Genomic DNA, 22,964 nt, shown 5'->3' on the forward strand with positions numbered 1-22,964 from the left:
ATCAGGGCGGATCAGGACGCGAACAGCCAGGGCTGTTCGGTGCGGCGCTTGTCTTCAAAGGCGCGGATCTTGTCGGCATGACGCAGGGTCAGCCCGATGTCGTCCAGGCCATTGAGCAGGCAGTACTTGCGGAACTGGTCGACCTCGAAATGGATGACCTTGCCGTCCGGGCGGGTCACCGTCTGCGCATCCAGGTCGACGTGCAACTTGAAGCCCGGCGTCGCTTCGGTCATGGCGAACAGCGCATCGACCTCTTCCTTCGGCAACACGATCGGCAGCACGCCGTTCTTGAAGCAGTTGTTGAAGAAGATGTCGGCAAAGCTGGTGCCGACCAGCGCACGAAAGCCGTAGTCCTCGATGGCCCAGGGCGCGTGTTCGCGCGACGAGCCGCAACCGAAGTTGTCACGGGTCAGCAGGATGCTGGCGCCCTGGTAACGATCCTGGTTCAGCACGAAGTTCGGGTTGCGCGGGCGATTGGTGCAATCCATGCCCGGCTCGCCGTGGTCCATGTAGCGCCACTCGTCGAACAGGTAAGGGCCGAAGCCCGAGCGCTTGATCGATTTCAGGAACTGCTTGGGGATGATGGCGTCGGTGTCGACGTTGGCGCGATCCAGCGGCGCGGCCAGCCCATCAAGGACGGTGAACTTGTTCATTTACTTGTTTCCACTGCGTTGGATGGATTCGCCGGCTTTTTCAACGTCCTTGCCGAATCCCTTCCAGGTGTTGCAGGCGCTCAGACCGCTGGCCAGGATGAACAGGGCGACGAATTTGACGAAAGTCTTCATGGCAATGTCTCCAGTCAGGGTTGATCGGATCAGAGGATTTCGCGCACGTCGGCGAAACGACCGGCGATGGCGGCGGCAGCAGCCATCTGCGGGCTGACGAGGTGGGTGCGCCCGCCGGGGCCCTGGCGACCTTCGAAATTGCGGTTCGAAGTCGAGGCGCAACGCTCACCCGGCGACAGGCGGTCGTCGTTCATCGCCAGGCACATCGAGCAGCCCGGCTCGCGCCATTCGAAACCGGCGGCCTTGAACACCTCGTGCAGACCTTCGCGCTCGGCCTGTTCCTTCACCAGGCCAGAGCCCGGCACGACCATCGCCAGCTTGAGGCTGGCCGACACGTGACGGCCCTTGACCACGGCGGCAGCCGCGCGCAGATCTTCGATACGCGAGTTGGTGCAGGAGCCGATGAACACCTTGTCGATCTTCACGGTGTTGATCGGAGTGTTCGGGTTCAGACCCATGTACTCCAGCGCGCGCTCGACACCGGTACGCTTGACCGGATCCTCGATCTTGGCCGGATCCGGCACGATGCCATCGATACTCAGCACCATTTCCGGCGACGTGCCCCAAGTGACCTGCGGGATGATCTGCGCCGCGTCGATCCTGATGACCTTGTCGAACTGGGCGCCTTCGTCGGAATGCAGGGTGCGCCAGTAGGCGACGGCCTTGTCCCAGTTGTCGCCACTCGGGGCGTAGGTGCGGCCCTTCAGGTAATTGATGGTGTTGTCGTCCGCCGCGATGATGCCGGCGCGGGCGCCCGCTTCGATCGCCATGTTGCAGACGGTCATGCGGCCTTCGATGCTCATGTTGCGGATGACGCTGCCGCCGAATTCGATGGCGTAGCCGGTACCGCCGGCCGTGCCGATCTGGCCGATCACGTACAGCACCACGTCCTTGGGCGTGACGCCCTTGCCAGGCTGACCGTCGATCTGGATCAGCATGGTCTTGCTCTTCTTCTGCAGCAGGGTCTGGGTGGCCAGCACGTGCTCGACTTCCGAGGTGCCGATGCCGTGCGCCAGCGCGGCGAAGGCGCCGTGCGTGGAGGTGTGCGAGTCACCGCAGACGACGGTCATGCCCGGCAGGGTCACGCCGTTTTCCGGGCCGATCACGTGCACGATGCCCTGCTTGCGGTCCTTGAACGGGAAGTAGGCCAGCGCGCCGGTCTGGCGGATGTTGCTGTCCAGGGTCTCGACCTGCTGACGCGAGATCGGGTCGGTGATGCCCTGATCCCAGTTCTTCGTCGGGGTGTTGTGATCGGGCACCGCCACGATCGAGTTCGAGCGCCAAGCCTTGCGGCCGGAGATACGCAGGCCTTCGAAGGCTTGCGGGCTGGTCACTTCGTGGATGAGGTGGCGGTCGATGTAAATCAGCGCCGTGCCGTCCGATTCTTCATGGACAACGTGACTGGACCAGAGCTTGTCGTACAGGGTCTGCGGCATTGCAATTCCCGAAACCGGAGGAAAACCTCAATTATTTCACAGGGAAGGGCCGCATTGCCAGCCGCCGCCGGGGTTTCCGGTGGCTATTGCAACAATTAAATCTCGTCGACGTAGCGATTGGTGATCGGCTGGCGCCAGTCCTTGCCGAAGCCGCGGGGCGTCACGCGGATGCCGACCGGGGCCTGGCGGCGCTTGTATTCGTTGCGCCGGAGCATGCCGACCACCCGACGGACGTCATGCTCGGAGTAGCCACGAGCCACGATTTCGCGCGGGCTTTCGTTGCGCTCCATATAGGCCTCAATGATCGCGTCCAGCACTTCGTAGGGCGGCAGGGTGTCCTGGTCGGTCTGGTCCGGCTTCAGCTCGGCCGACGGGGCGCGGGTCAGGATGTTCTCCGGAATCACCGGTGACAGGCTGTTGCGGTAGCGGCACAGGCGATAGACGAAGGTCTTGAAGATGTCCTTGATGACCGCGAAGCCGCCCGCCATGTCGCCATACAAGGTGGCATAGCCGACCGCCATCTCGCTCTTGTTGCCGGTGGTCAGCACGATGCTGCCGAACTTGTTGGACAGCGCCATCAGGCTCATGCCGCGGATACGCGCCTGGAGGTTCTCCTCGGTCGCATCCGCTGCCCTGCCCTCGAACAGCGGCGTCAGCATCGCCTCGAACACGTCCATGGCCGGCTGGATCGCCAGCTCGTCGTAGCGCACGCCCAGTGCCTCGATCAGCGCACGGGAGTCGTCCAGGCTCATCTGCGCGGTGTAGGGCGAAGGCATCATCACCGCCCGCACCTTGTCCGGCCCCAGCGCGTCGGCGGCGATGCAGAGCACCAGCGCCGAGTCCACGCCCCCCGAAAGCCCGAGAATCGCCCCCGGGAAGCCGTTCTTGCCCAGGTAATCCCGCACGCCGAGCTTCAGCGCCTCGTAGACCTCGGCTTCGATGGATTGCGGCGGCGTCACCTCGCCGCCACGGATGCGACCATGCGCATACTCCAGCACGTCCAGCCGCTCGGCGAAGGCGGGCGCCTGGTAGGCCAGCGCCCCGCCAGCGTCCAGCGCGAAGCTGGCGCCGTCGAACACCAGCTCGTCCTGCCCGCCGACGAGGTTGCAGTAGATCGCCGCCATGTGCGCGTGCGAGATGCGGTCACGCAACACCTCGTAGCGGCTGGCCTGCTTGTGCATGTGGTACGGCGAGGCGTTCAGGACCAGCAGCAGTTCGGCGCCACTGGCCGCCGCGGCCTCGGCCGCGCCCTCCTCCCAGACATCGGCGCAGATATTGACGCCCACCTTGATGCCACGGATGTCCAGCACGCAGGGTGCGGCACCGGAATCGAAATAGCGCAGCTCGTCGAACACCTCGTAGTTCGGCAGACGATGCTTGTGATACGTGGCGACGATGCGGCCATCGCGCAACAGGGACGCGGCATTGAAACGACGGCCGCCACATTCGTCGGGATGCCCTACCAGCACGTCGATGCCGGCAGTCGCCGCCGCCAGCGCGGCGAGTTCGCGGTCGCAGGTGCGGAAGAAATCGTCACGCAACAGCAGGTCTTCGGGCGGATAGCCGCACAGGGCCAGCTCCGGAGTCAGCAGCAAGTGGGCGCCGCGCGCCTTGGCCTGCTCGGCCGCCTTGCGGATGCGCTGGGCGTTGCCGGCGACGTCACCCACCACGCAGTTGATCTGGGCCAGCGCGATCTTCAGTGTTGCAGTGCTTGTTGCGGTATTCATGGCCGAACTATACCGCGGCTGATCCTCGCCTCATTGCACCCGCTGGCGTCAAGTCAGGAACACCCGCCGTTGCCGGCAAGGCGCACGGTGATACGCTCGCGCAAACCGGCCGGGCCACCCCGCAAGCCTTACGCACCCCGGCGCCCGGACCACTGCCGTTCGTGTCATGTCGTTCAAGGAGATATGCCGATGTCAGCAGCACTGTGGTTGTCGCTCGGTTGTGCCGCCCTGGCCATCCTCTATGGCGCCTGGTTTACCCGCTGGATCCTGGCCCTGCCTGCAGGCAACGCGCGCATGCAGGAAATTGCGCTGGCCATCCAGCAAGGCGCCTCGGCCTACCTCAACCGGCAGTACTTCAGCATCGGCGTCGTCGGGGGTGTCCTGTTCCTGGTCATCGGCTTCGCGCTGAGCTGGGCCAGCGCGATCGGCTTCGCCATCGGCGCAATCCTCTCCGGCCTGGCCGGCTACATCGGCATGCATGTGTCCGTACGCGCCAACGTGCGCACCGCCGAGGCCGCCCGCGAGGGGCTGGACGCCGCGCTGACCGTCGCCTTCCGCGGCGGCGCCATCACCGGCATGCTGGTCGCCGGCCTTGGGTTGCTGGGCGTGGCCGGCTACTACGCCTGGCTGACGGCGCACGCGGCCCCGGAAACCCCGCTTCTGCAGGTACTCAAGCCTCTCGTCGGGCTGGCCTTCGGCTCGTCGCTGATCTCCATCTTCGCGCGCCTGGGCGGCGGCATCTTCACCAAGGGCGCAGACGTCGGCGCCGACCTCGTCGGCAAGGTGGAAGCCGGCATTCCGGAGGATGACCCGCGCAACCCGGCCGTCATCGCGGACAACGTGGGCGACAACGTCGGCGACTGTGCCGGCATGGCCGCCGACCTCTTCGAAACCTACGCGGTGACGCTGATCGCCACGATGCTGCTCGGTGCCCTGCTGCTGGTGTCGGAGCCCGGCGCCGGCGTCCTCTACCCGCTGTCCCTGGGCGCAGTTGCCATCGTCGCGTCGATCATCGGCTCGCTGTTCGTCCGCTCGGCGCAGAAGGGCCACATCATGGCGGCCCTGTATCGCGGCCTGGCCGTCGCCGGGGTCATCGCGCTGGTGAGCTTCTACTTCATCACCCGCTGGCTGGTACCGGACGCCGCGCTGGCGGATGCCATGGGCCTGCAGAGTGGCGCACAGATGCGGCTGTACGGCGCCTCGGTCGTCGGCCTGGTGCTGACGGCACTGATGGTAGTCATTACCGAGTACTACACCGGCACCGACTTCAAGCCGGTCAGGCATGTCGCCGCCGCCTCGGAAACCGGCCATGCCACCAACATCATTGCCGGCCTGGGGGTGTCGATGAAATCCACCGCCCTGCCCGTGCTCGCGGTGTGCGCAGCCATCCTGGTCGCCTTCGAACTGGCCGGCCTGTACGGCATCGCCATCGCTGCCACCTCCATGCTGTCGATGACCGGGATCATCGTGGCGCTCGACGCCTACGGCCCCATCACCGACAACGCCGGTGGCATCGCCGAGATGGCGGAACTGCCCGAATCGGTGCGCGGCATCACCGACCCGCTGGACGCCGTCGGCAATACCACCAAGGCCGTCACCAAGGGCTACGCCATCGGCTCGGCAGGCCTGGCCGCCCTCGTGCTGTTCGCCGACTACACGCACGCACTGGAAAGCCGCGGCCAGACGATCAGCTTCGACCTGTCGAACCACATGGTGATCATCGGCCTGTTCATCGGCGGGCTGGTGCCTTACCTGTTCGGCGCCATGGCGATGGAAGCCGTCGGCCGGGCCGCCGGCGCCGTCGTCGTCGAAGTGCGCCGCCAGTTCCGCGAGATCAGCGGCATCATGGAAGGCACCGCCAAGCCCGACTACTCGCGCGCGGTGGACATGCTGACCAAATCCGCCATCCGCGAAATGATGATTCCCTCGCTGCTGCCGGTACTCGTCCCGGTGCTCGTCGGGCTCCTGCTCGGCCCGCAGGCGCTGGGTGGCGTGCTGATGGGCACCATCGTCACCGGCCTGTTCGTCGCGATCTCCATGACCACCGGGGGCGGCGCCTGGGACAACGCCAAGAAATACATCGAGGACGGCCACCACGGCGGCAAGGGCTCGGACGCCCACAAGGCCTCCGTCACCGGCGACACCGTCGGGGACCCCTACAAGGACACGGCCGGGCCGGCGGTGAATCCGCTGATCAAGATCATCAACCTGGTGGCGCTGCTGATCGTGCCGCTGCTTTGAGCATCGCCCGAGCAGCAAAAAGGCCTCGCGATCGCGAGGCCTTTTTGTTGATGCACCCGTAGAAGCTACAAGGATGAATAAGGTCGGCCGTCCCGCGTGAAGCCGCGTGCGCCACTGCGGATGTCGTACACATTGCCCTTGTACGGCGCCTGCGGCGGCACGAGGATCCAGGTGCGCGTGCTGGAAGTGATCGGGTCCAGCGGCACGTTGCGCAGGTATTGCCTCTGCACCAGTTCGCCCAGGTTTTCCGGGTAACGCCCGTTGTCGCCGTAGAACTTGTCGATCACCTCGCGGGTGATGCGCAGGTTCTCCATCAGCACAGCATCCTTGGAGCGGTCCAGACCCTGGAAGTACTTGGGCACCGCCAGGGTCAGCAGCATGGCCACGATCGCCATCACCACCAGCAACTCGACCAGCGTGAAGGCGCGCTGCCAGTACGAACCCGCGGTCCGCACCGGCATGCTCAGGGACCGCAGCCGCGCACCCGGCATCCGCACTCGCATCCTCGACGCCGGATCAGTCTTCGTCACGCTCACGACGCGGGCTGGACTGCAGCGGAATGCGGATCGCCTCGATCTGCGCGCCACCCTGCTGCAGGCTGCTGTTCGGGTCCGCGCCGAACTGGCCGGTCGAATCCGCGGAAGCCCCGAATTCGCCACCGCCCGGGCGGCGGCCACGCAGGCTGGAACCCGTACCGGCGGAATACTCCACGCTTTCCGGACGGGTAATGCCACGCACCAGACGCGGGGTGATCGACAACACGATTTCCTTCTTGTTCTTCTGGTCGCTGTTCGTGCCGAACAGGCGTCCCAGTATCGGCACGCTGGACAACCAGGGCAGGCCCGTCGTCTGCTTGACGTCCTGGTCCTGGATCAGCCCCGCGAGGATCTGGTTCTCGCCGTCCTTCAGGCGCAGCGCGGTGTTCGCGTTGCGGGTGCTGATCTGGTACGCGGTCGAGCCGTTGGACGTGCTGATGGTTGCCGGCTGCGCGGCGCTGACCTCCAGGCCGATGCGGATCACCACCTCGTTGCCGGCGAAAACCTGCGGCTCGAATTCCAGCTTCAGACCGACTTCGATGTAGTTGATGCTCTCGGCCGCGAAGCCGCTGTTGTTCAGCGTGGTCGTGATGTTGGGGAGGCGCTCGCCGATCAGGATGCGCGCCTTCTCGCGGTTCTTGGCACGGATGCGCGGATTCGCCAGCAGATTGAGGTTGCCGTTCTTGTCCTGTGCATTGATGCCGAGCTTGAGGTCGGACACGCCGATGCCGCTGGAATTCAGCTTCATCAGGTCGTTCAGCGTCAGCTTGCCGGCATTCTCGGCGGTCGGCACCGAGAACGAGACGCCGGAGGGCCAGCTCACGCCCAGGTTGCGCAGGTAGTCGACGTTCACTTCGAGGATTTCCACCTCGAGCATCACTTCCGGCTCCGGCACGTCCTGCAGCGCAACGATCTTCTCGGCCGCGCGGATGACCTCGACGGTGTCGCGCAACATGATCATATTGAGCTTCTCGTCGACCACCATGTTGTTGGCCTTCAGGATGGTCTTCAGGCTGTTGGCCACGGCCTTCGCGTCGGCATTGCCGAGGTGGAAGGCACGCACCAGCATCTCGCGGTGATCGTGCTGCTTGGCGGGGTCGTCCGGGAAGATCAGCAGGGTGTTGTCATCCAGGTTGCGCTTGCTGAGCTGGGTGGTGATGAGGATCTTCTCGATCGCCGCCGCCACCGTGGTGTTCTTCAGGAAGATCGAGGTCTTCAGGTCCTGCGGCACGTCCTTGTCGATGATGACGTTGAGCCCGGCGGTCTTGCTGATGACGTCGAACAGCGACCGCACCGAAGCATCCTTGAACTGCATCGAGATGCGACGGTTGAGCCCCTCCTCCACGTTGTTGGCCATGCCACCGGCCGGCGCAGGCGCGGCGGCTGCGGGCGGCACGGTCGCAGCGGGGCGTGCAGCGGACGGGGCAGGCGTCGGCGCCGTTGCAGGGGCCGACACCGCTGCAGGCCTGGGCGCGGTGGCAGCAGGTGCGGGCGGCGGCACGACAGCAGGCGCCGCGGCGGCCACCGGCGGCAAAGGCGTTGCGGGGGCGACAGGCGGCACCGGAACCGGCCCGCTTACGGCGACCGATGCGGCATGACCGCGCGCGGTCTGCACGCTGGCGAGGCCGGATTGCGCGCGCGCGCCCTGCCCCGGCAGACCGGCCAGCACGTTGTACAGGGCGTCGGCGTCGTCATAGCGTTTCTGCGTCGTGGCCTCGCTGGCGGCACTGCTCAGCAGGCCGGAATAGCGCTCCAGCGCGACCTTGTAGGCAGCAGTGGTCTCCACGCTGCCAGGGTACTGGGCATTCAGTTCTGCCAGACGGGTATAGGCCTCCTTGACCCGTCCGGTGTTCATCAGGGCACGGGCGTGGTCCAGTTCGCCCTGCATGGGTGCTGTGGCACATGCAGCGAGCATGCCGGCCGTCAGCACGAGCATGCCGGCCCTTCGCATCGCAGCAGTCAGAGTTGTAGTTTTCATGTCACTGCGCATTGTCGATGTCGATATTGATGATCTGTTTGCTGGGCACATGCAGCACCAGCATCTGCGGCGGCTTGATCGATTGCACGCGGAAGTCGTTGTCCACTACCGCACCGGAACTGACGATCAGCGTGGTGTCGCCCTTCTCGAAGAAGGCCTGCCAGTCGCGACCATCGAACTGCTTGCCAATGAAGGCATACGGGAACTGCGGCGGCGGCTGCACCGCCTGTTGCTGCTCCTGTTGCTGCTGCGCCTGCTGTGCGGCCTGCTCTTCGGGCGACGGGCCGACACCGTGTGCGAACAGATCGGCACCGCCGGCCGCAGCCAGTTCTGCCAGCTGGACACGAGGCGCCAGCGGAATCACGCCCGAGGCATCCGGCTCCTGTGAAAACTGGGGCATGGCAGCCGCCTGCGGTGCCGAAGCTGCGGGCTGGCCCTGGCCCACCGGTTCGATCGGCGTCGTCCGCGCCACCGGTGCCACCAGCTCTTCCTCAGGCGTCTTGTCGGCAAAGAAAGCCAGGTATGCCGCGATCAGCAGCAGCGGCACCATGTAGAGAACGCGCTGGTTCTTCATCGCGCGGCTCCCTGCGGCGCCTGCGCCACCGCGGCACCCGGCACGGGCTGCTGCCAGACGGACAGGATGAACTGGCCCTCCACCTCGGGGCCGCCGTTGCTTTCGCGACGCAGGTTGATCTGGTCGATCGAGATCGAAGGCTGGCGGGCCAGCAGCAGCAGCGAGAAGCGGCGGATCGACGAGTAACTGCCCTTCACCGGCAGTGCCACCTGCATCTGCGAATAGGCACTGCTCGTGTCGCCCAGGCGCCGGTATTCCGCCTGGGCCAGGCGAACGCCGGCCTCCTGCGCGATGTTGAAGATCTGCCGGATGGTGACGTTGCCATCTTCCGGGTCGCCAAGGATTTTCCGGAATGCAGCCAGCGCAGAAGGCCGGCTGGCCGCTGCAGCCGCCTCGTTCGCGCCGCTTTCCGCCAGCCGCTCGGCCTCGGCCTGACGCTGCTCGACTTCTTCCAGGCGCTTGCTCTCCGCCGGTACGAGGACGGCCCAGACCACCACCGCCAGAACCAGCAGGCCGGCCAGCAGCACCGGACCCAGGCCCTGGCGCCAGAACCAGATTTCGGCAGCCGTGCGCCAGTACGCCGGCGAGCGATCACGCAAGGCCATCATGGCCGCACTCCCGGCGCGCCTTCACGACGCACGACATCGCTGCTCTGCACATCCAGCGTGAATCGCAACAGGTTGGCATCGGTCGACACCACCTCCTGCCGCATCAGCACGACACCACCGACTTCGGGCTGGCCACGCAGGCCCTCCACGTAGTTGAGCGCGTGCTCGACGGTCGGCGCGTCGATGATGATCTTGGCCCCCTGACGTGCCATCCCGACTTCCACCGAACTGATGACGACATCGGGCTGCAGGCTTTTCTCCAGCGCGTCGAAAACCATTCCCCACGGATAGTTGAGGTGGCGCACCGCGAGGTTCACCGCCGCGATGCCTTCCGCGGAAAGGCCTGCGTCGCCCGGCGCCTGCGCCAGGCGGACTTGCTGATCCTCGACTTCGGCCAGTGATTGCCGCGCCGCAGACGTCCTGGCCTGCAGGTGAGACCAGGTCGCGACACCCGCCACGACCGCCAGCAACGCCAGCAGCAATACGCCCAGCATCGCAAAATCGCGCGGCGATCCGCTGGGCAGGGTGCGCAGCGGCGAACGGCCGGAAAAATCAATGCGCATCGGCTTCATTTGACCCACCCCGAGAACGCCAGCAGGCTGGCCTCCGCCGTCACGCCCTGGCCGGAACGCGGGCGCAGTTCAGGCATCGCGTCGAAACGGCCCAGCACCTTCAGCTTGAAACTGCCGACCTCGCCTTCACCCTTCATCTGGGTCTGCCCTGCAAAGTACGCATGGCGCGGTTGCGGCAGGCCGACGCGCAGCGACTCGGATTCCAGACGGGCCAGCATCTCGGTGGTGTCGGGCTTCTGGTCGAAGCGGAACTGGCGCACATGCACGACATGCCCGCCTTCGAAAAGCACGGCGCAGACGCTACGCTCGCCGAAACTGCAGAACCAGCAATCGGTGACCATCCCGTCGGCATGGCGGTTGAACCAGCGCACCGCGGCCGGAGCAACCGTGCGCAAGGTGAGGCCGCAGGCCTCGGCGGACGATCTCAGCGCCTCCACCAGTTCGCGCGGCATGGCGCTGGCCAGCATGCTGCCGCTGGCCTGCCAGTCGGCTTCGACCACCCAGTCGGCGGAGGTCGCACCGAACAATTCCTCGAAGCGCGACTGCGCCAATGCGCGCAACTCCCCCATGCTGCCAAGGCCGTCGGGCGCCTCGACCCGCCAGTAGCGCACCCAGTCGTCCGCCACGCTGACGTCCACCGTCTTCACCTTGCGCGCCAGATCGGCCATTACCGTGGCGAGCGGCGCCCCCCAGTTGCGCACCTCCGGCATGCCGCCGCTGATGGCCGGGTCCAGGGATGCCACCGCCAGCACGTCGGCAGGCTTGCCACCGTGGCGCGGCTCGATGCCGACCACTTCGCGCAGGCCCACGCCTACCAGACAGGCATTACGTAGCCAGCGTGACACGCCTTACCTCCTCCAGGGTTGTCTCGCCACGCGCCACCAGGCGCAGCGCGTCTTCGTACAGGCTGCGCGTGCCGTTGCGGCGCGCAGCTTCCATGATCTGCCGGACCGAACGACGCTCGACGATCAGCTCCGCGAGCTCGGGATTCATCGTCAGCACCTCGGCCACGGCCTTGCGACCGCGATAACCCGTGCCACGGCAGTCGCCGCAGCCACGGCCTTTGACGAAACGGAAACCCTGTACCTGCTCGCGCGTCAGGTTAGTCAGGGTCAGCTCTTCGTCCGTCGGCTCATAGGGTGCGCTGCAATGCTTGCAATTGACACGCACCAACCGCTGGGCGGTCACACCATTCAAGGCAGACACGAAGGAATAGAGATCCACGCCGATGTGCGTGAAGCGCTGGAAGACGTCGTACACGCTGTTGGCGTGCACCGTGGACAACACCAGGTGGCCGGTGAGCGCGGACTGCACGGCGATCTCGGCGGTCTCCTTGTCGCGGATTTCGCCGACCATGATCTTGTCCGGGTCGTGCCGCAGGATGGAGCGCAGACCGCGCGCGAAGGTCAGGCCCTTCTTGTCGTTCACCGGAATCTGCAGGATGCCCGGCAGCTGGTATTCCACCGGGTCCTCGATGGTGATGATCTTGTCGCGGCCGGAGTTGATTTCGGAGATCGCGCCGTACAGCGTCGTGGTCTTGCCGGAACCGGTCGGGCCGGTCACCAGCACCATGCCATAAGGTTCGTTGACCAGGCGGCGCATGATCTGCAGGGTCTGGCCGTCCAGGCCGACCGCGTCCAGCGTCAGCGAACCGTGCTGCTCCACCATCGCGCGCTTGTCGAGGATACGGATCACCGCGTCCTCGCCGTGGATGCTCGGCATGATGGAGACGCGCAGGTCGATCTCGCGGCCACGTGCCTCGACGCGGAAGCTGCCGTCCTGCGGGATGCGGCGCTCGGCGATGTCCAGCTCGGCCAGCACCTTGATGCGCGAGATGACCTGCTCGGCCAGTGCGATGCCGTTGATGGTCGCCACCTGGTCCAGCACACCGTCGATGCGGTACTTCGACACCATGCCGCTCGGCGTGCTCTCCAGGTGGATGTCGGAGACACCGAGCTTCAGGGCTTCGTACAGGGTGGAGTTCACCAGCTTCACCGCCGGGCTGGCTGCATCGCTGACCGAAGCGAAGGTCAGACTCTCCAACACCTTGCCTTCGGCGGTCGACTCACCGGAGCCGGAGGTCATGGAGTCCAGCGCGCTGACGCTCTCTTCCTGCTTGGACAGGTAGGCCTGGATATCGGCCGGCAGCGCAAGGCGGTACTCCAGCGAGCGGCCGGTCAGGTTGTCCAGCCAGACCTGCAGATCGCTGTCGAAGGGATCGGACACGACGCCGACCAGGCGCCCGGCAGCCCCGTCCGGCAGGCGCAGCAGCAGGCAGTTGCGTTGTTGCGCGCGCGCCAGCGGCAGCATGTCGAAGGCCGGCAGCGAATCGAGCATCTCGGCCGTTTCCATCACCGCGTAACGCAGGCTGGCGGCCAGGGCGTGCAGCAGATCGCGCGGGTCCAGCCCGGTTGCCAGCTCCAGCTCGGTCATGACGCTGCGGCCGGACATGCCTGCCGCCTTGCGGGCGGCCGACAGTTGCTCGGGCGTGATGCGGGTATCGCGTGCGTTCATTGCAACGACCCCGCCAGATCGAAGATCGGCATGTACAGGAGTACCACGATGAGGCCCACGACGAGGCCGATCAGGGCCATCAGCGCGGGCTCGAATGTCTTGCTGAAGCGATCGATCCAGCGCGTGCTCTCGCCTTCGTAGAACAGCGCGGAGCGCATCAGCATGGTGCCGAGCTGGCCGGAGCGCTCGCCGACACGCAGCATGCGCAGCGCGATCGGCGTCACGAGGCCATTCGCCTCGAAGGACTTCGACACCGGATCGCCGTGCGAGATGTCGGCCCGTGCCAGTGCAAGGCTCTTGCGGGTGTTGGCGGACACCGTACCGCTGACCATCTCCAGCGTCGGGACGATGGGGATGCCGCCTTCCAGCAGCATGCCCATGGTGAGATAGAGCCGGGACAGTTCGATGATGCGCACGCGCTCCGCAATGCCCGGCAGCTTCGAGAACAGCTGGCCCCAGCGGCCTTCGCGGTTCATCTTCTGCATGCCCACCACCATGCCGGCGATCAGCAGGGCCACCATGCCGAGCACGATGGCCAGATGCTCGGACAGGAAGTTGCCCCAGGACAGCAACAACTGCGACGCCCATGGCAAGTCACGTCCGCTGTCCTTGTACACCTCGGCGAACTTCGGCACCACGAAGCCCATCAGGAACAGGCCGACCAGGCCACCGACCGAGAACAGGATGGAGGGGTAGATCATCGCGCCCACGATCTTGCTGCGCACGGCGTCGAGGCGGATCTGGTAATCGATGAAGCGCGTCAGCGCCCGGGGAAGGTCGCTGGTGCGCTCGGCCGCCTTCACGATGCCGATATACAGCGGCGGGAAATACTCCGGCTGCAGGGCGATGGCGTCGGAGAAGCGCAGCCCCTCGCGCATGCGGCCCAGCAGCGACTCCATGATGCTGCGGGCCACCGGCGAGCTTTCCTTCTCGACCAGCGCCTCGATGCCTTCAACCAGGGTGAGGCCGGCCTCCAGCAAGGCCAGCAACTCCTGGCTGAACAACACCAGCGAGAAGGCCTTGCTGCGACCACGCGCCCCGCCTTTCGCCTGTACGCGGCGAACGGTGACCGGGCGCAGCTTCTGCGCCTCGGCGGCACGACGGGCCGACTGCTCGTCTTCGGCGTCGAGCAGGACCGTCTGCAACTGGTTGGCGGCCGACAGGGCCCGGACTTCGAAACGCATGACGCGTCCCCGGGTGAGCCGGTCAGTCCGTCACGTCGGCAGCGTTGTCGGCGCCACCGGGCTGACCGTCGCTACCGTAGGAATAGACGTCGAAGTCACGGCCGTCGGTGCCGGGGAAGCGGTACATGTACGCTTTCTTCCACGGATCCAGCGGCACGCCCTTCTTTTCCAGGTAAGGCCCCTTCCAGCCGCTCACGCCGCCGGGCTGCTGCAACAGCGCGTTGAGGCCTTGCTGGGTGGTGGGATAGGTGCCGACGTCGAGACGGTAGAGCTTGACCGCGTCCGACAACAGCTTGATCTGCGCACGGGCCGACTTCTGCTCGGTATTGCCCAGCACGCCGAAGTACTTGGGGCCGACGTAGGCCGCCAGCATGCCGATGATGGCCACCACCACCAGCAACTCCAGCAGGGTAAAACCGCTAACTGCGCGCGCATGGCGACGCACCGGATCCAACGACTGCTTCTTCATTGCCACAAGCTCCTCCTGCCGACCATCCGTGTCTCTATATCGGCGCCTTGATGTCTCGGTTGATGAGCGCGCCGTATTTATTATGTGCGGGCCGAGATTGCCACAAGGTTATCTGCGGGCCAACGCAAGGGGGTGCATTACATCACGAATCACCGCGAGCCACCTTCGCGCCCGCAGCAAAGCGCCACACGGTAAAATGACCACCGCCGCAAAGCGCCCCTGTCAGGCCTTCGGCTCCCCTCGATAATTATCGTTCCCTACGCCCGCCGCCATGTCGCCGTCTCCCTATAAAAAGCTCCCGCCCGTGCCCAGCCTCATCTTTGCAAGCCGCTGGCTGCAACTCCCCCTCTACGTGGGTCTGATCCTGGCCCAGGCCGTCTATGTCGTGCATTTCTGGGTGGAGCTGGTCGATCTGATCGGCGCTGCCTTCGGCAACGCCGACGCCCTCGCGCACATCACCCAGTCCGTCGGCTACGGTGCGGACAAGGGCAAGCTGACCGAAACCACCATCATGCTGGTGGTGCTGGGCCTGATCGACGTGGTGATGATCTCCAACCTGCTGATCATGGTCATCGTTGGCGGCTACGAGACCTTCGTGTCGCGCATGCATCTGGAGGACCACCCCGACCAGCCGGAGTGGCTGTCGCATGTGAACGCCTCGGTGCTGAAGGTGAAGCTGGCCACCGCGATCATCGGCATCTCCTCGATCCACCTGCTGAAGACCTTCATCAACGCCGAGGCGTATTCGGAGAAGGTGCTGTGGGCGCAGACCGGCATCCACCTGGCCTTCCTGCTCTCCGCCATGGCGATCGCTGCCTGCGATCGCCTCATGACCCCGGCCATCAAGCACGACAAAGACGCGCACTGAGCCAGGCTACAAGCGCGCATACATAACAGAAGCAACAGAAGGACTTCGCCATGAGCACCATCCGCCAGAACGACCTGATCGACAGTGTGGCCGCTGCATTGCAGTACATCAGCTACTACCACCCGGTCGACTACATCACCAACCTCGCCAGGGCCTACGAGCTGGAACAGAGCCCGGCCGCCAAGGACGCCATGGCGCAGATCCTGATCAACTCGCGCCTGTGCGCCGAGGGCCATCGCCCGATCTGCCAGGACACGGGGATCGTGACGATCTTCGTGAAGGTCGGCATGGAGGTGCGCTGGGAAGGCTTCCCCGGCTCGCTGGACGACGCCATCAATGAAGGCGTGCGCCGCGCCTACAACGACCCGGACAACAAGCTGCGCGCCTCGATCCTGGCTGACCCGGCGGGTGGTCGCAAGAACACCAGGGACAACACGCCGGCGGTGATCCACTACGAGATCGTCCCCGGCGACAAGGTGGACATCACCGTGGCGGCCAAGGGTGGCGGCTCTGAGAACAAGAGCAAGATGGTCATGCTCAACCCTTCCGACTCCATCGTCGACTGGGTGCTCAAGACGGTGCCGACCATGGGCGCCGGCTGGTGCCCGCCGGGCATGCTGGGCATCGGCATCGGCGGCACCGCGGAAAAGGCCGCGCTGCTGGCCAAGGAATCGCTGATGGACCCGATCGACATGCCGGAACTGATCGCGCGCGGCCCGCAGAACCGCATCGAAGAACTGCGCATCGAACTGTGGGAGAAGGTCAACGCGCTGGGTATCGGCGCCCAGGGCCTGGGTGGCCTCACCACCGTGCTGGACGTGAAGATCCTCGACTACCCGACCCACGCCGCCAGCCTGCCGATCTGCATGATCCCGAACTGCGCCGCGACCCGCCACGCCCACTTCACGCTGGACGGCTCCGGCCCGGTCTACCTGGACCCGCCCTCGCTGGACGACTGGCCGTCGATCACCTACGACACCTCCAAGGGCAAGCGCGTCAATCTGGACACCGTGACCCGCGAGGAAGTCGCATCGTGGCAACCGGGCGACGTGCTGCTGCTCAACGGCAAGATGCTCACCGGCCGTGACGCCGCGCACAAGCGCATGGTCGACATGCTCAACAAGGGCGAACAGCTGCCGGTCGACCTGGCCGGCCGCTTCATCTACTACGTAGGCCCGGTCGATCCGGTTCGCGACGAAGTAGTGGGTCCGGCTGGCCCCACCACCGCCACCCGCATGGACAAGTTCACCGAACAGGTGCTGGCGCAGACCGGCCTGCTCGGCATGATCGGCAAGTCCGAGCGCGGCCCCACCGCCATCGAGGCGATCAAGAAGCACCAGTCGGTGTACCTGATGGCCGTGGGCGGTGCCGCCTACCTGGTGTCGAAAGCCATCAAGGCCTCGCGCACCGTGGCCTTCGCCGATCTGGGGATGGAAGCGATCTACGAGTTCACCGTCGAGGACATGCCGGTGACCGTGGCGGTCGACTCCGCCGGCACCTCGGTGCACAACACCGGGCCGAAGGAGTGGCAGGCGAAGATCGGCAAGATCCCCGTCACCGTCGCCTGACCGGCCCGCGTGTTCCGCAAGCTCCGCATCGCCGTCCTGCTGCTGGTCCTGGCCACCGTCGCCCTGGGTAGCTGGCGCGCGCAGCAGCGCGCCACGTCCTGGGAGAACACCCTGCACATCGCCGTGTTCCCGATCAACGGGGATGGCAGTGCGGCGAGCGAGGCCTACATCCGCGGCCTGCAACCAGACAGTTTCGCGGACATCACGGAGTTCATTGCCGAGGAGGCAAAGCGCCATGGTGTCGACGTACTGCGACCGATCGACGTCGCGCTCGGGCCTACCGTGAGCGTCAAACCACCACCGTCGCCCACCCAGGCCAGCGCCCTGTCGGCCATTGCCTGGAGCCTCAAGCTGCGATGGTGGGCCTGGCGCAACACGCCGGCCACCTCGCTGAAGCCGGATGTGCGGCTCTACGTGCTGTACCACGACCCGCAAAGCAATGCGCGCATGCTGCATTCGCATGGCCTGCAGAAGGGGCAGATCGGGGTCATCAACGCTTTCGCCTCACGCGCGATGCGTGGCAGCAACGCCATGGTGATCGCCCACGAATTCCTGCACACGCTGGGCGCTACCGACAAATACGGCGCCGACCTGCAGCCGAACTGGCCTGATGGTTTTGCCGAGCCGGACGCGCAGCCACGCTATCCGCAGCAGATGGCCGAACTGATGGCCGGCCGCATCCCGCGCAGCGAGTCCGAGTCGGACATCCCGCGCTCGCTGAACCAGGTCCTGATCGGCCCGGCGAGTGCCGCCGAGATAGGCTGGCTGAAGCGCCCCTAGCCACAAGGCCGGGGCAAGTCCGGCCTACAGCGTGGCCAGGACAGAACCCTGGGCCGTGCCCAGCCCCTCGCCGCCCTGCCCGCCGGCCATGGCCTCGGCAAGCAGCATCAACAGGCGGCGATCTCCCTCGTCCAGCGTTGCGCTCTGCAGCACCAGTTCGCGCGACAGCTTCATCAGCCGCCAGGCGATTTCGTCGAGCACGCAACCGGCCTCGAACTGGAACTCGATGAACTCCTCGTCGCTCATGGCCATGCCCAGCTCGGCCAGACCGGCCACGCCGGTGCTCGCAAAAGCCCGCTGGACCCGCACGAAACGCTCGAACACATCCTCCAGGAAGCCGCGCGCGCGCGCCGACATGCTGCGCGCCTGCACCTGCACCATGTCGTGGGCCGCCAGCACGCGGGCGATGCGCGTGAAAACGTCGTGGATCGATGTCTGGATGTCGCCCAACGTCTCCAGGCGGTCGCGGCCCTCGATGCCGACCTCGTCGATCAGGTCCGACACGAGGCTGACCAGTTCCGGCTCGTACTCGCCGGGCATGATCTTGAGCGCGATGTCGATACGCCTGCATGGCGCCTGCTTCTGTACCAGTGCGGACAAGGTCTCGGCCAGCGCGACGAGACGTCCGGCCACCGAGAAGGCGTCCTCGCGCAGGCTGCGCGGATAGCCAAAACCATCCAGGCGTTCGTGATGTTCAAGGATGCCGCGCTGCACTAGGCTGTCGAAGCCGCCGACCTCGCGCGCCAGCGCAGCACCGATGATCGGATGCGCGGTGTAGGACATCCATTCGCGCGGGCTCAGGGGGCGTTCGGCGCGCAACAGTGCAGGGTCGACATAGGCCTCGCCGACATCGTGGAACATGCCGGCGATGCCCACCGCGGCCAGCAACTCGGCGTCGTTGTAGCGGTAGACGTTGGCCAGGCCCACCGCCAGCAGGGACACCAGCACGTCGTGGCTGCGCATGCCTGGCATGCGTTGCTCGGCGACCGCCAGCAAGGTGGCTGCCTGTGGCGAGAAGCGCATCTCGGCCAGCATGTCGACCGGACTGACGCGACCGTTCGACCAGTCGCAGATGCAACGCACGAAAGGAAAGGTATCGAGCAGGCGCTCCGCCTCGCGCCGGTAGATCTCCGGCCCGGGCAATTCGGCGGCCGCCACCGAGGTTTCGATCGGCCGCGCCAGCTTGTGGCTCACCACCCGCTCGTACAGCCCGGCGTCGACGCGGCTGCCGCGTGCGATCAGCTTCATGCCGTTCTGCGCATAGATGTCCTCCACGACTTCGACGTCGCGATGACGCGCGAGCTGGATCAAGCCGTGCAGGAAGTATTTGTTGGAATGCGCTGGCAGGGACAGATCGGGCATGGGGGTCTGCGCTCCGGGCGGACAAGACGGCAACCTTTCCCATATCGGCGCGCGCATGCAGACATTGAGGGTTACCCGCCCGTCGGCATGGCAGACGGCAGCATGTTCCGGTACGTGCCGGACACGGGCTTCGATTAGAATCAGCCGGACAAGTGTCCAAACCAGTCCGGAAAACACTGCCGCAGCGGCGCTGCGCCTGAAAGCCCACGATGTCGTCCGACCGCCCGATCCTCCTCGTCGAAGACAATCCCGATGACGAAGCGTTGACGCTGCGCGCCTTCGGCAAGAACCGCATTCCCAACGAGATCGTGGTGGCGCGCGACGGCGTGGATGCGCTGGACTACCTGTTCGGCACCGGGCGGCATGCCGGACGTGACCTCGGCATCATGCCCGCCGTGGTGCTGCTGGACCTCAAGCTGCCGCGCATCGATGGCCTGGAAGTGCTGCGCCGCATCCGCGCCGATTCGCGCACGGCCCTGCTGCCGGTGGTCGTGCTGACCACATCGAGAGAGCATCAGGACATCCACGAGGCCTACAGCCTCGGGGCGAACAGCTATGTGCGCAAACCGGTGGATTTCGAGCGCTTCCTGCAGACGGTCGGCCAGCTCGGCCAGTACTGGCTGAGCCTGAACGAAGTGCCGGAGTCCCGCTTCGATTAGAGGCCGCACGCGACAGACAACAAAAAAGCGAGGACCAGCCTCGCTTTTTTGTTGTCTGTGAAGGACGCCGATTCAGTCGCGCTCTTCGATCCACGCAGCCTGGATCGCTTCCAGGATGCGTTCGCCACAACGCTTGGGGTCGTCGTCGAAGCCGGGCAAGGCCATCACCCAGGTCATCAGGTCGACGAAATTCACCCGTGTCGGGTCCACGTCGGGATGCGTTTCGGCCAGCTCGATGGCGATGTCCAGCGTGTCGGTCCACTTCATGAGCGCTTGCCTCCCTCGGACACCATGTTGATCGTGTAGCGCGGAATCTCCACGACCAGCGGCGTATCGGTGACGATGGCCTGGCAGGACAGACGGGAATTCGGCTCCAGGCCCCAGGCCTTGTCCAGCATGTCTTCTTCCAGGTCTTCGGCGCTTTCCAGCGAAGCGAAACCCTCCCGCACGATGACATGGCAGGTCGTGCAGGCGCAGGATTTCTCGCAGGCATGCTCCACGTCGATGCCGTTTTCCAGCAATCCGTCGAGGATGGATTCACCCGGCGCGACATCGATGACGGCGCCTTCCGGGCACAACTCTACATGGGGGAGTACAACGACTTGGGTCATGGGTTCTCGTGCTTTCAGACAGGCAGGTTGTCGATGCGGCTGCCGGTCAGTGCGTTACGGATGGCCTGGTCCATGCGACGTGCCGCAAAGTCGGCCGTCGCCCGCGACAGGGCCTCGATACCGGCCTTGATGGCAAGGTGGTCGTCGCCCTGGCGCAGGATAGCCAGCGCGTCGATGGCCTGGTCGACGGCGCTGCGCTCCTCGGCGGAAAGCAACGCGGCATCCGCGGCCAGCGCCTGGCGGGTCGCGTCGATGAGGCGATCGGCTTCCACTTGCTGCTCGCGCAGCGCCCGCGCATGCATGTCGGCGGTGGCATGCTCGGCCCCCGCACGCAGCATGGCGGTGATTTCATCGTCGGACAGGCCGTAGCTGGGCTTCACGCTGACGCTCGCCTCCACGCCACTGGTCTGCTCGCGCGCGGACACCGACAGTAATCCGTCCGCGTCCACCTGGAAGGTCACCCGGATGCGCGCCGCGCCGGCGGCCATCGGCGGAATGCCGCGCAACTCGAAACGTGCCAGCGCGCGACATTCGCTCACCAGGTCACGCTCGCCCTGCACGACGTTGATCGCCATCGCGGTCTGGCCGTCCTTGTAGGTCGTGAACTCCTGCGCCTTGGCAACGGGAATCGTGGAGTTGCGCGTGATGATGCGCTCCACCAGCCCGCCCATGGTTTCCAGCCCGAGGGACAGCGGAATCACGTCCAGCAGCAACCAGTCTTCATCCGCGCGACGATTGCCGGCCAGTACGTTGGCCTGGATGGCGGCGCCGATGGCGACCACCTTGTCGGGATCGATGTCGGTGTGAGGCACGCGACCGAAATAGGCCTGCACGGCTTCCCGCAGATGCGGCATGCGCGTCGCCCCGCCCACCAGCACTACCGCTTCGATATCCGGCGCCTTCAGCCCGGCGTCGCGCAGCGCTTTCCTCACCGGTGCGAAACAGCGTTCGATCAGCGGCCTGGTCAAGGCATGGAAATGCCCCGCGCTGACCTCGACCGCGCGCTTGCTGCCCCCCAGCAACGGAACCTCGGCGGAGACAGTGGCGGATGCCGTCAGGGCTTCCTTCACGCGCCTGGCTTCCGCGAGCAGCGCGCGATGCGAGCCGCAATCGAGATCCGCCCCGCGCGTCTCGGCATGCAGCCACTGCGCGAGGGCTTCATCGAAATCATCACCACCCAGTGCGGAGTCCCCGCTGGTGGCCATCACCTCGAACACGCCCTTCGACAGCCGCAGCACCGAGAAATCGAAAGTGCCACCACCGAGGTCGAACACGGCATAGATGCCCTCGGCCCCTTCATCGAGTCCGTAGGCAATGGCCGCCGCCGTCGGCTCGTTGAGCAGGCGCAGCACGTTGAGACCGGCCAGGCGCGCCGCGTCCTTGGTGGCCTGCCGCTGGGCATCGTCGAAATAGGCGGGCACGGTGATCACCGCGCCGACCAGTTCGCCGCCGAGCGTCTCCTCCGCGCGTGCACGCAGCACCTTGAGAATCTCGGCGGAAACCTCCACCGGGCTCTTCTCGCCGGCAACCGTCTTGATGCGCACCATGCCGCCGGCGTCGACCAGATCGAAGCGCGCACGCATGGCCGGATCGGCATCCGCGAGGCCGCGCCCCATCAGGCGCTTCACCGATGCAACGGTGTTGCGCGGATCCTGTGCCTGGGCAGCCAGCGCGTCCGCGCCGACGGTTACGCTGCCCTTGGCGTAACGAACCACCGAGGGCAGCAGGCTGCGCCCCTCGGCATCCGGCAGGCACTCGGTCAGCGAGTGCCTCACCGTGGCGACCAGCGAATTGGTGGTGCCCAGGTCGATACCGACCGCCAGCCGGCGGGTGTGCGGCGCGGGGGTTTCACCCGGTTCGGAGAGTTGCAGCAGGGCCATCAGCGTTCCACTCTCGGCAGTCCAGTCACATGAAGCATGTTGCAGGTCGATCAGTCTTCAAGCTGCGCGATCGCATCGTCGATCTCGCGCCGCAGTTTTTCCATGAACATCAGGCGACGCACCAGTTCGGCCGCCTGCGTATTGTCGCTGGCGTCGTCGAGCGCATGTTGAAGATCGTCAAGCATGACCCCTTCGTCACGCTGCAAGTCCTTCTCAAGCCGGCTCAGCGCCTGCACGTCGCCGGCCGCCTCTTCCACCGCTTCCCGCCAGGACATCTGCTGCATCAGGAAGGCATGCGACATAGCCGTGTTGCGCTCGGCATCGATGGTCAAGCCACGGCGCTCCAGCAGATAGCGCGCGCGCTCCACCGGGTTGCGCAAGGCGCGATAAGCCTCGTTGGCATGGGTCGCCCACTGCATGGCGACGCGTCGCTCGACTTCGGAGCGATGCGCAAAGCGGTCGGGGTGCACCTGCGCCTGCACGTGCCGGTATGCGCCTTCCAGTGCGCCCAGATCGAGCGCAAACCTTTCCGGCAACTGGAACAGAGAAAAATAGTCCTGGATCACGGCTACAAAGAAAACAGGCCCGTCTCACGACGGGCCGCAGACCCGG

Annotated in this window: 23 protein-coding genes; 5 read left to right on the forward strand and 18 right to left on the reverse strand. The window is 65.7% G+C overall.

From position 1 onward, the window contains the following. Positions 1-11: 11 nt before the first annotated feature. The 4 genes from leuD to VVD47_RS02990 form a co-directional block, all read right to left on the reverse strand. On the reverse strand, positions 12-653 hold the full coding sequence (leuD, locus tag VVD47_RS02975) for a 3-isopropylmalate dehydratase small subunit (protein WP_327601911.1): 642 nt from the start codon (positions 651-653) through the stop codon (positions 12-14). Then, positions 654-785: an entericidin A/B family lipoprotein gene (locus VVD47_RS02980; protein WP_327601912.1), complete on the reverse strand. Its 132-nt coding sequence runs from the start codon at positions 783-785 to the stop codon at positions 654-656. A gap of 29 nt (positions 786-814) precedes the next feature. Continuing rightward, complete coding sequence (gene leuC, locus VVD47_RS02985; RefSeq protein WP_327601913.1) at positions 815-2,221, reverse strand: 3-isopropylmalate dehydratase large subunit; 1,407 nt, start codon at positions 2,219-2,221, stop codon at positions 815-817. A 95-nt stretch (positions 2,222-2,316) separates the two neighbouring features. Further along, the gene (locus VVD47_RS02990) at positions 2,317-3,948 is read right to left on the reverse strand and encodes an NAD+ synthase (RefSeq protein WP_327601914.1); all 1,632 of its coding nucleotides are present in this window, start codon (positions 3,946-3,948) and stop codon (positions 2,317-2,319) included. 189 nt (positions 3,949-4,137) lie between these two features. On the opposite strand from VVD47_RS02990, the gene VVD47_RS02995 reads away from it, so the two are divergent. Next, positions 4,138-6,189 (forward strand): sodium-translocating pyrophosphatase, encoded by a 2,052-nt coding sequence (locus VVD47_RS02995; RefSeq protein ID WP_327601915.1) that lies wholly within the window; start codon positions 4,138-4,140, stop codon positions 6,187-6,189. Between the two features lie 65 nt (positions 6,190-6,254). Here the strand turns inward: VVD47_RS02995 and VVD47_RS03000 are convergent, their stop codons facing one another. The 9 genes from VVD47_RS03000 to gspG are packed head-to-tail and all read right to left on the reverse strand — an operon-like array spanning position 6,255 to position 14,624. Beyond that, complete coding sequence (locus VVD47_RS03000) at positions 6,255-6,650, reverse strand: type II secretion system protein (protein ID WP_327601916.1); 396 nt, start codon at positions 6,648-6,650, stop codon at positions 6,255-6,257. Between the two features lie 55 nt (positions 6,651-6,705). Further along, positions 6,706-8,661, reverse strand: a complete 1,956-nt coding sequence (locus VVD47_RS03005; RefSeq protein ID WP_327601917.1) for a secretin N-terminal domain-containing protein — start codon at positions 8,659-8,661, stop codon at positions 6,706-6,708. A gap of 43 nt (positions 8,662-8,704) precedes the next feature. Continuing rightward, entirely contained in the window at positions 8,705-9,277 is a 573-nt protein-coding gene (locus VVD47_RS03010; RefSeq protein WP_327601918.1) for a hypothetical protein, read from the reverse strand. After that, complete coding sequence (locus VVD47_RS03015) at positions 9,274-9,885, reverse strand: hypothetical protein (RefSeq protein ID WP_327601919.1); 612 nt, start codon at positions 9,883-9,885, stop codon at positions 9,274-9,276. Before VVD47_RS03015 ends, VVD47_RS03010 begins: the two co-directional genes overlap by 4 nt. Then, positions 9,882-10,457, reverse strand: a complete 576-nt coding sequence (locus VVD47_RS03020; RefSeq protein WP_327601920.1) for a hypothetical protein — start codon at positions 10,455-10,457, stop codon at positions 9,882-9,884. Before VVD47_RS03020 ends, VVD47_RS03015 begins: the two co-directional genes overlap by 4 nt. Further along, a complete protein-coding gene (locus VVD47_RS03025; RefSeq protein WP_327601921.1) occupies positions 10,454-11,302 on the reverse strand; it encodes a hypothetical protein in 849 nt (282 codons plus the stop codon). The genes VVD47_RS03020 and VVD47_RS03025 overlap by 4 nt, the downstream gene beginning before the upstream one ends. After that, complete coding sequence (locus VVD47_RS03030; protein ID WP_327601922.1) at positions 11,283-12,971, reverse strand: GspE/PulE family protein; 1,689 nt, start codon at positions 12,969-12,971, stop codon at positions 11,283-11,285. The genes VVD47_RS03025 and VVD47_RS03030 overlap by 20 nt, the downstream gene beginning before the upstream one ends. Then, positions 12,968-14,155: a type II secretion system F family protein gene (locus VVD47_RS03035; protein ID WP_327601923.1), complete on the reverse strand. Its 1,188-nt coding sequence runs from the start codon at positions 14,153-14,155 to the stop codon at positions 12,968-12,970. The genes VVD47_RS03030 and VVD47_RS03035 overlap by 4 nt, the downstream gene beginning before the upstream one ends. A 22-nt stretch (positions 14,156-14,177) precedes the next feature. Further along, positions 14,178-14,624: a type II secretion system major pseudopilin GspG gene (gspG, locus tag VVD47_RS03040; RefSeq protein ID WP_327601924.1), complete on the reverse strand. Its 447-nt coding sequence runs from the start codon at positions 14,622-14,624 to the stop codon at positions 14,178-14,180. Between the two features lie 304 nt (positions 14,625-14,928). Here gspG and VVD47_RS03045 point away from each other — a divergent pair, with 304 nt between their 5' ends. Genes VVD47_RS03045 through VVD47_RS03055 form a run of 3 tightly spaced genes read left to right on the forward strand, consistent with a single transcriptional unit; the run spans position 14,929 to position 17,840 of the window. Continuing rightward, the gene (locus VVD47_RS03045; RefSeq protein WP_327601925.1) at positions 14,929-15,492 is read left to right on the forward strand and encodes a YqhA family protein; all 564 of its coding nucleotides are present in this window, start codon (positions 14,929-14,931) and stop codon (positions 15,490-15,492) included. Between the two features lie 50 nt (positions 15,493-15,542). After that, the gene (locus tag VVD47_RS03050; RefSeq protein ID WP_327601926.1) at positions 15,543-17,060 is read left to right on the forward strand and encodes a fumarate hydratase; all 1,518 of its coding nucleotides are present in this window, start codon (positions 15,543-15,545) and stop codon (positions 17,058-17,060) included. Positions 17,061-17,069: 9 nt separating this feature from the next. Next, a complete protein-coding gene (locus VVD47_RS03055) occupies positions 17,070-17,840 on the forward strand; it encodes a hypothetical protein (RefSeq protein WP_327601927.1) in 771 nt (256 codons plus the stop codon). A 24-nt stretch (positions 17,841-17,864) separates the two neighbouring features. Here VVD47_RS03055 and VVD47_RS03060 read toward each other — a convergent pair whose 3' ends face one another. Beyond that, the gene (locus tag VVD47_RS03060) at positions 17,865-19,202 is read right to left on the reverse strand and encodes an HD-GYP domain-containing protein (protein ID WP_327601928.1); all 1,338 of its coding nucleotides are present in this window, start codon (positions 19,200-19,202) and stop codon (positions 17,865-17,867) included. A 209-nt stretch (positions 19,203-19,411) separates the two neighbouring features. Here VVD47_RS03060 and VVD47_RS03065 point away from each other — a divergent pair, with 209 nt between their 5' ends. Continuing rightward, the gene (locus VVD47_RS03065; protein ID WP_327601929.1) at positions 19,412-19,861 is read left to right on the forward strand and encodes a response regulator; all 450 of its coding nucleotides are present in this window, start codon (positions 19,412-19,414) and stop codon (positions 19,859-19,861) included. A 72-nt stretch (positions 19,862-19,933) separates the two neighbouring features. On the opposite strand, the gene iscX is transcribed toward VVD47_RS03065, so the two are convergent. Genes iscX through hscB form a run of 4 tightly spaced genes read right to left on the reverse strand, consistent with a single transcriptional unit; the run spans position 19,934 to position 22,915 of the window. Further along, positions 19,934-20,128 (reverse strand): Fe-S cluster assembly protein IscX, encoded by a 195-nt coding sequence (gene iscX, locus VVD47_RS03070; RefSeq protein ID WP_327601930.1) that lies wholly within the window; start codon positions 20,126-20,128, stop codon positions 19,934-19,936. Continuing rightward, positions 20,125-20,472 carry an ISC system 2Fe-2S type ferredoxin gene (gene fdx, locus VVD47_RS03075; RefSeq protein ID WP_327601931.1) on the reverse strand — a complete coding sequence of 116 codons (348 nt, stop codon included), beginning with the start codon at positions 20,470-20,472 and terminating at the stop codon, positions 20,125-20,127. Before fdx ends, iscX begins: the two co-directional genes overlap by 4 nt. A gap of 14 nt (positions 20,473-20,486) precedes the next feature. Beyond that, the gene (gene hscA / locus VVD47_RS03080; RefSeq protein WP_327601932.1) at positions 20,487-22,352 is read right to left on the reverse strand and encodes a Fe-S protein assembly chaperone HscA; all 1,866 of its coding nucleotides are present in this window, start codon (positions 22,350-22,352) and stop codon (positions 20,487-20,489) included. A gap of 50 nt (positions 22,353-22,402) precedes the next feature. After that, positions 22,403-22,915, reverse strand: coding sequence for a Fe-S protein assembly co-chaperone HscB (gene hscB / locus VVD47_RS03085; RefSeq protein WP_327603174.1), 513 nt, complete (start codon positions 22,913-22,915; stop codon positions 22,403-22,405). Positions 22,916-22,964 lie beyond the last annotated feature (49 nt).

This window comes from Uliginosibacterium sp. H1, assembly GCF_036017065.1.
In the GTDB taxonomy this organism is placed as follows: Bacteria; Pseudomonadota; Gammaproteobacteria; order Burkholderiales; family Rhodocyclaceae; genus Uliginosibacterium.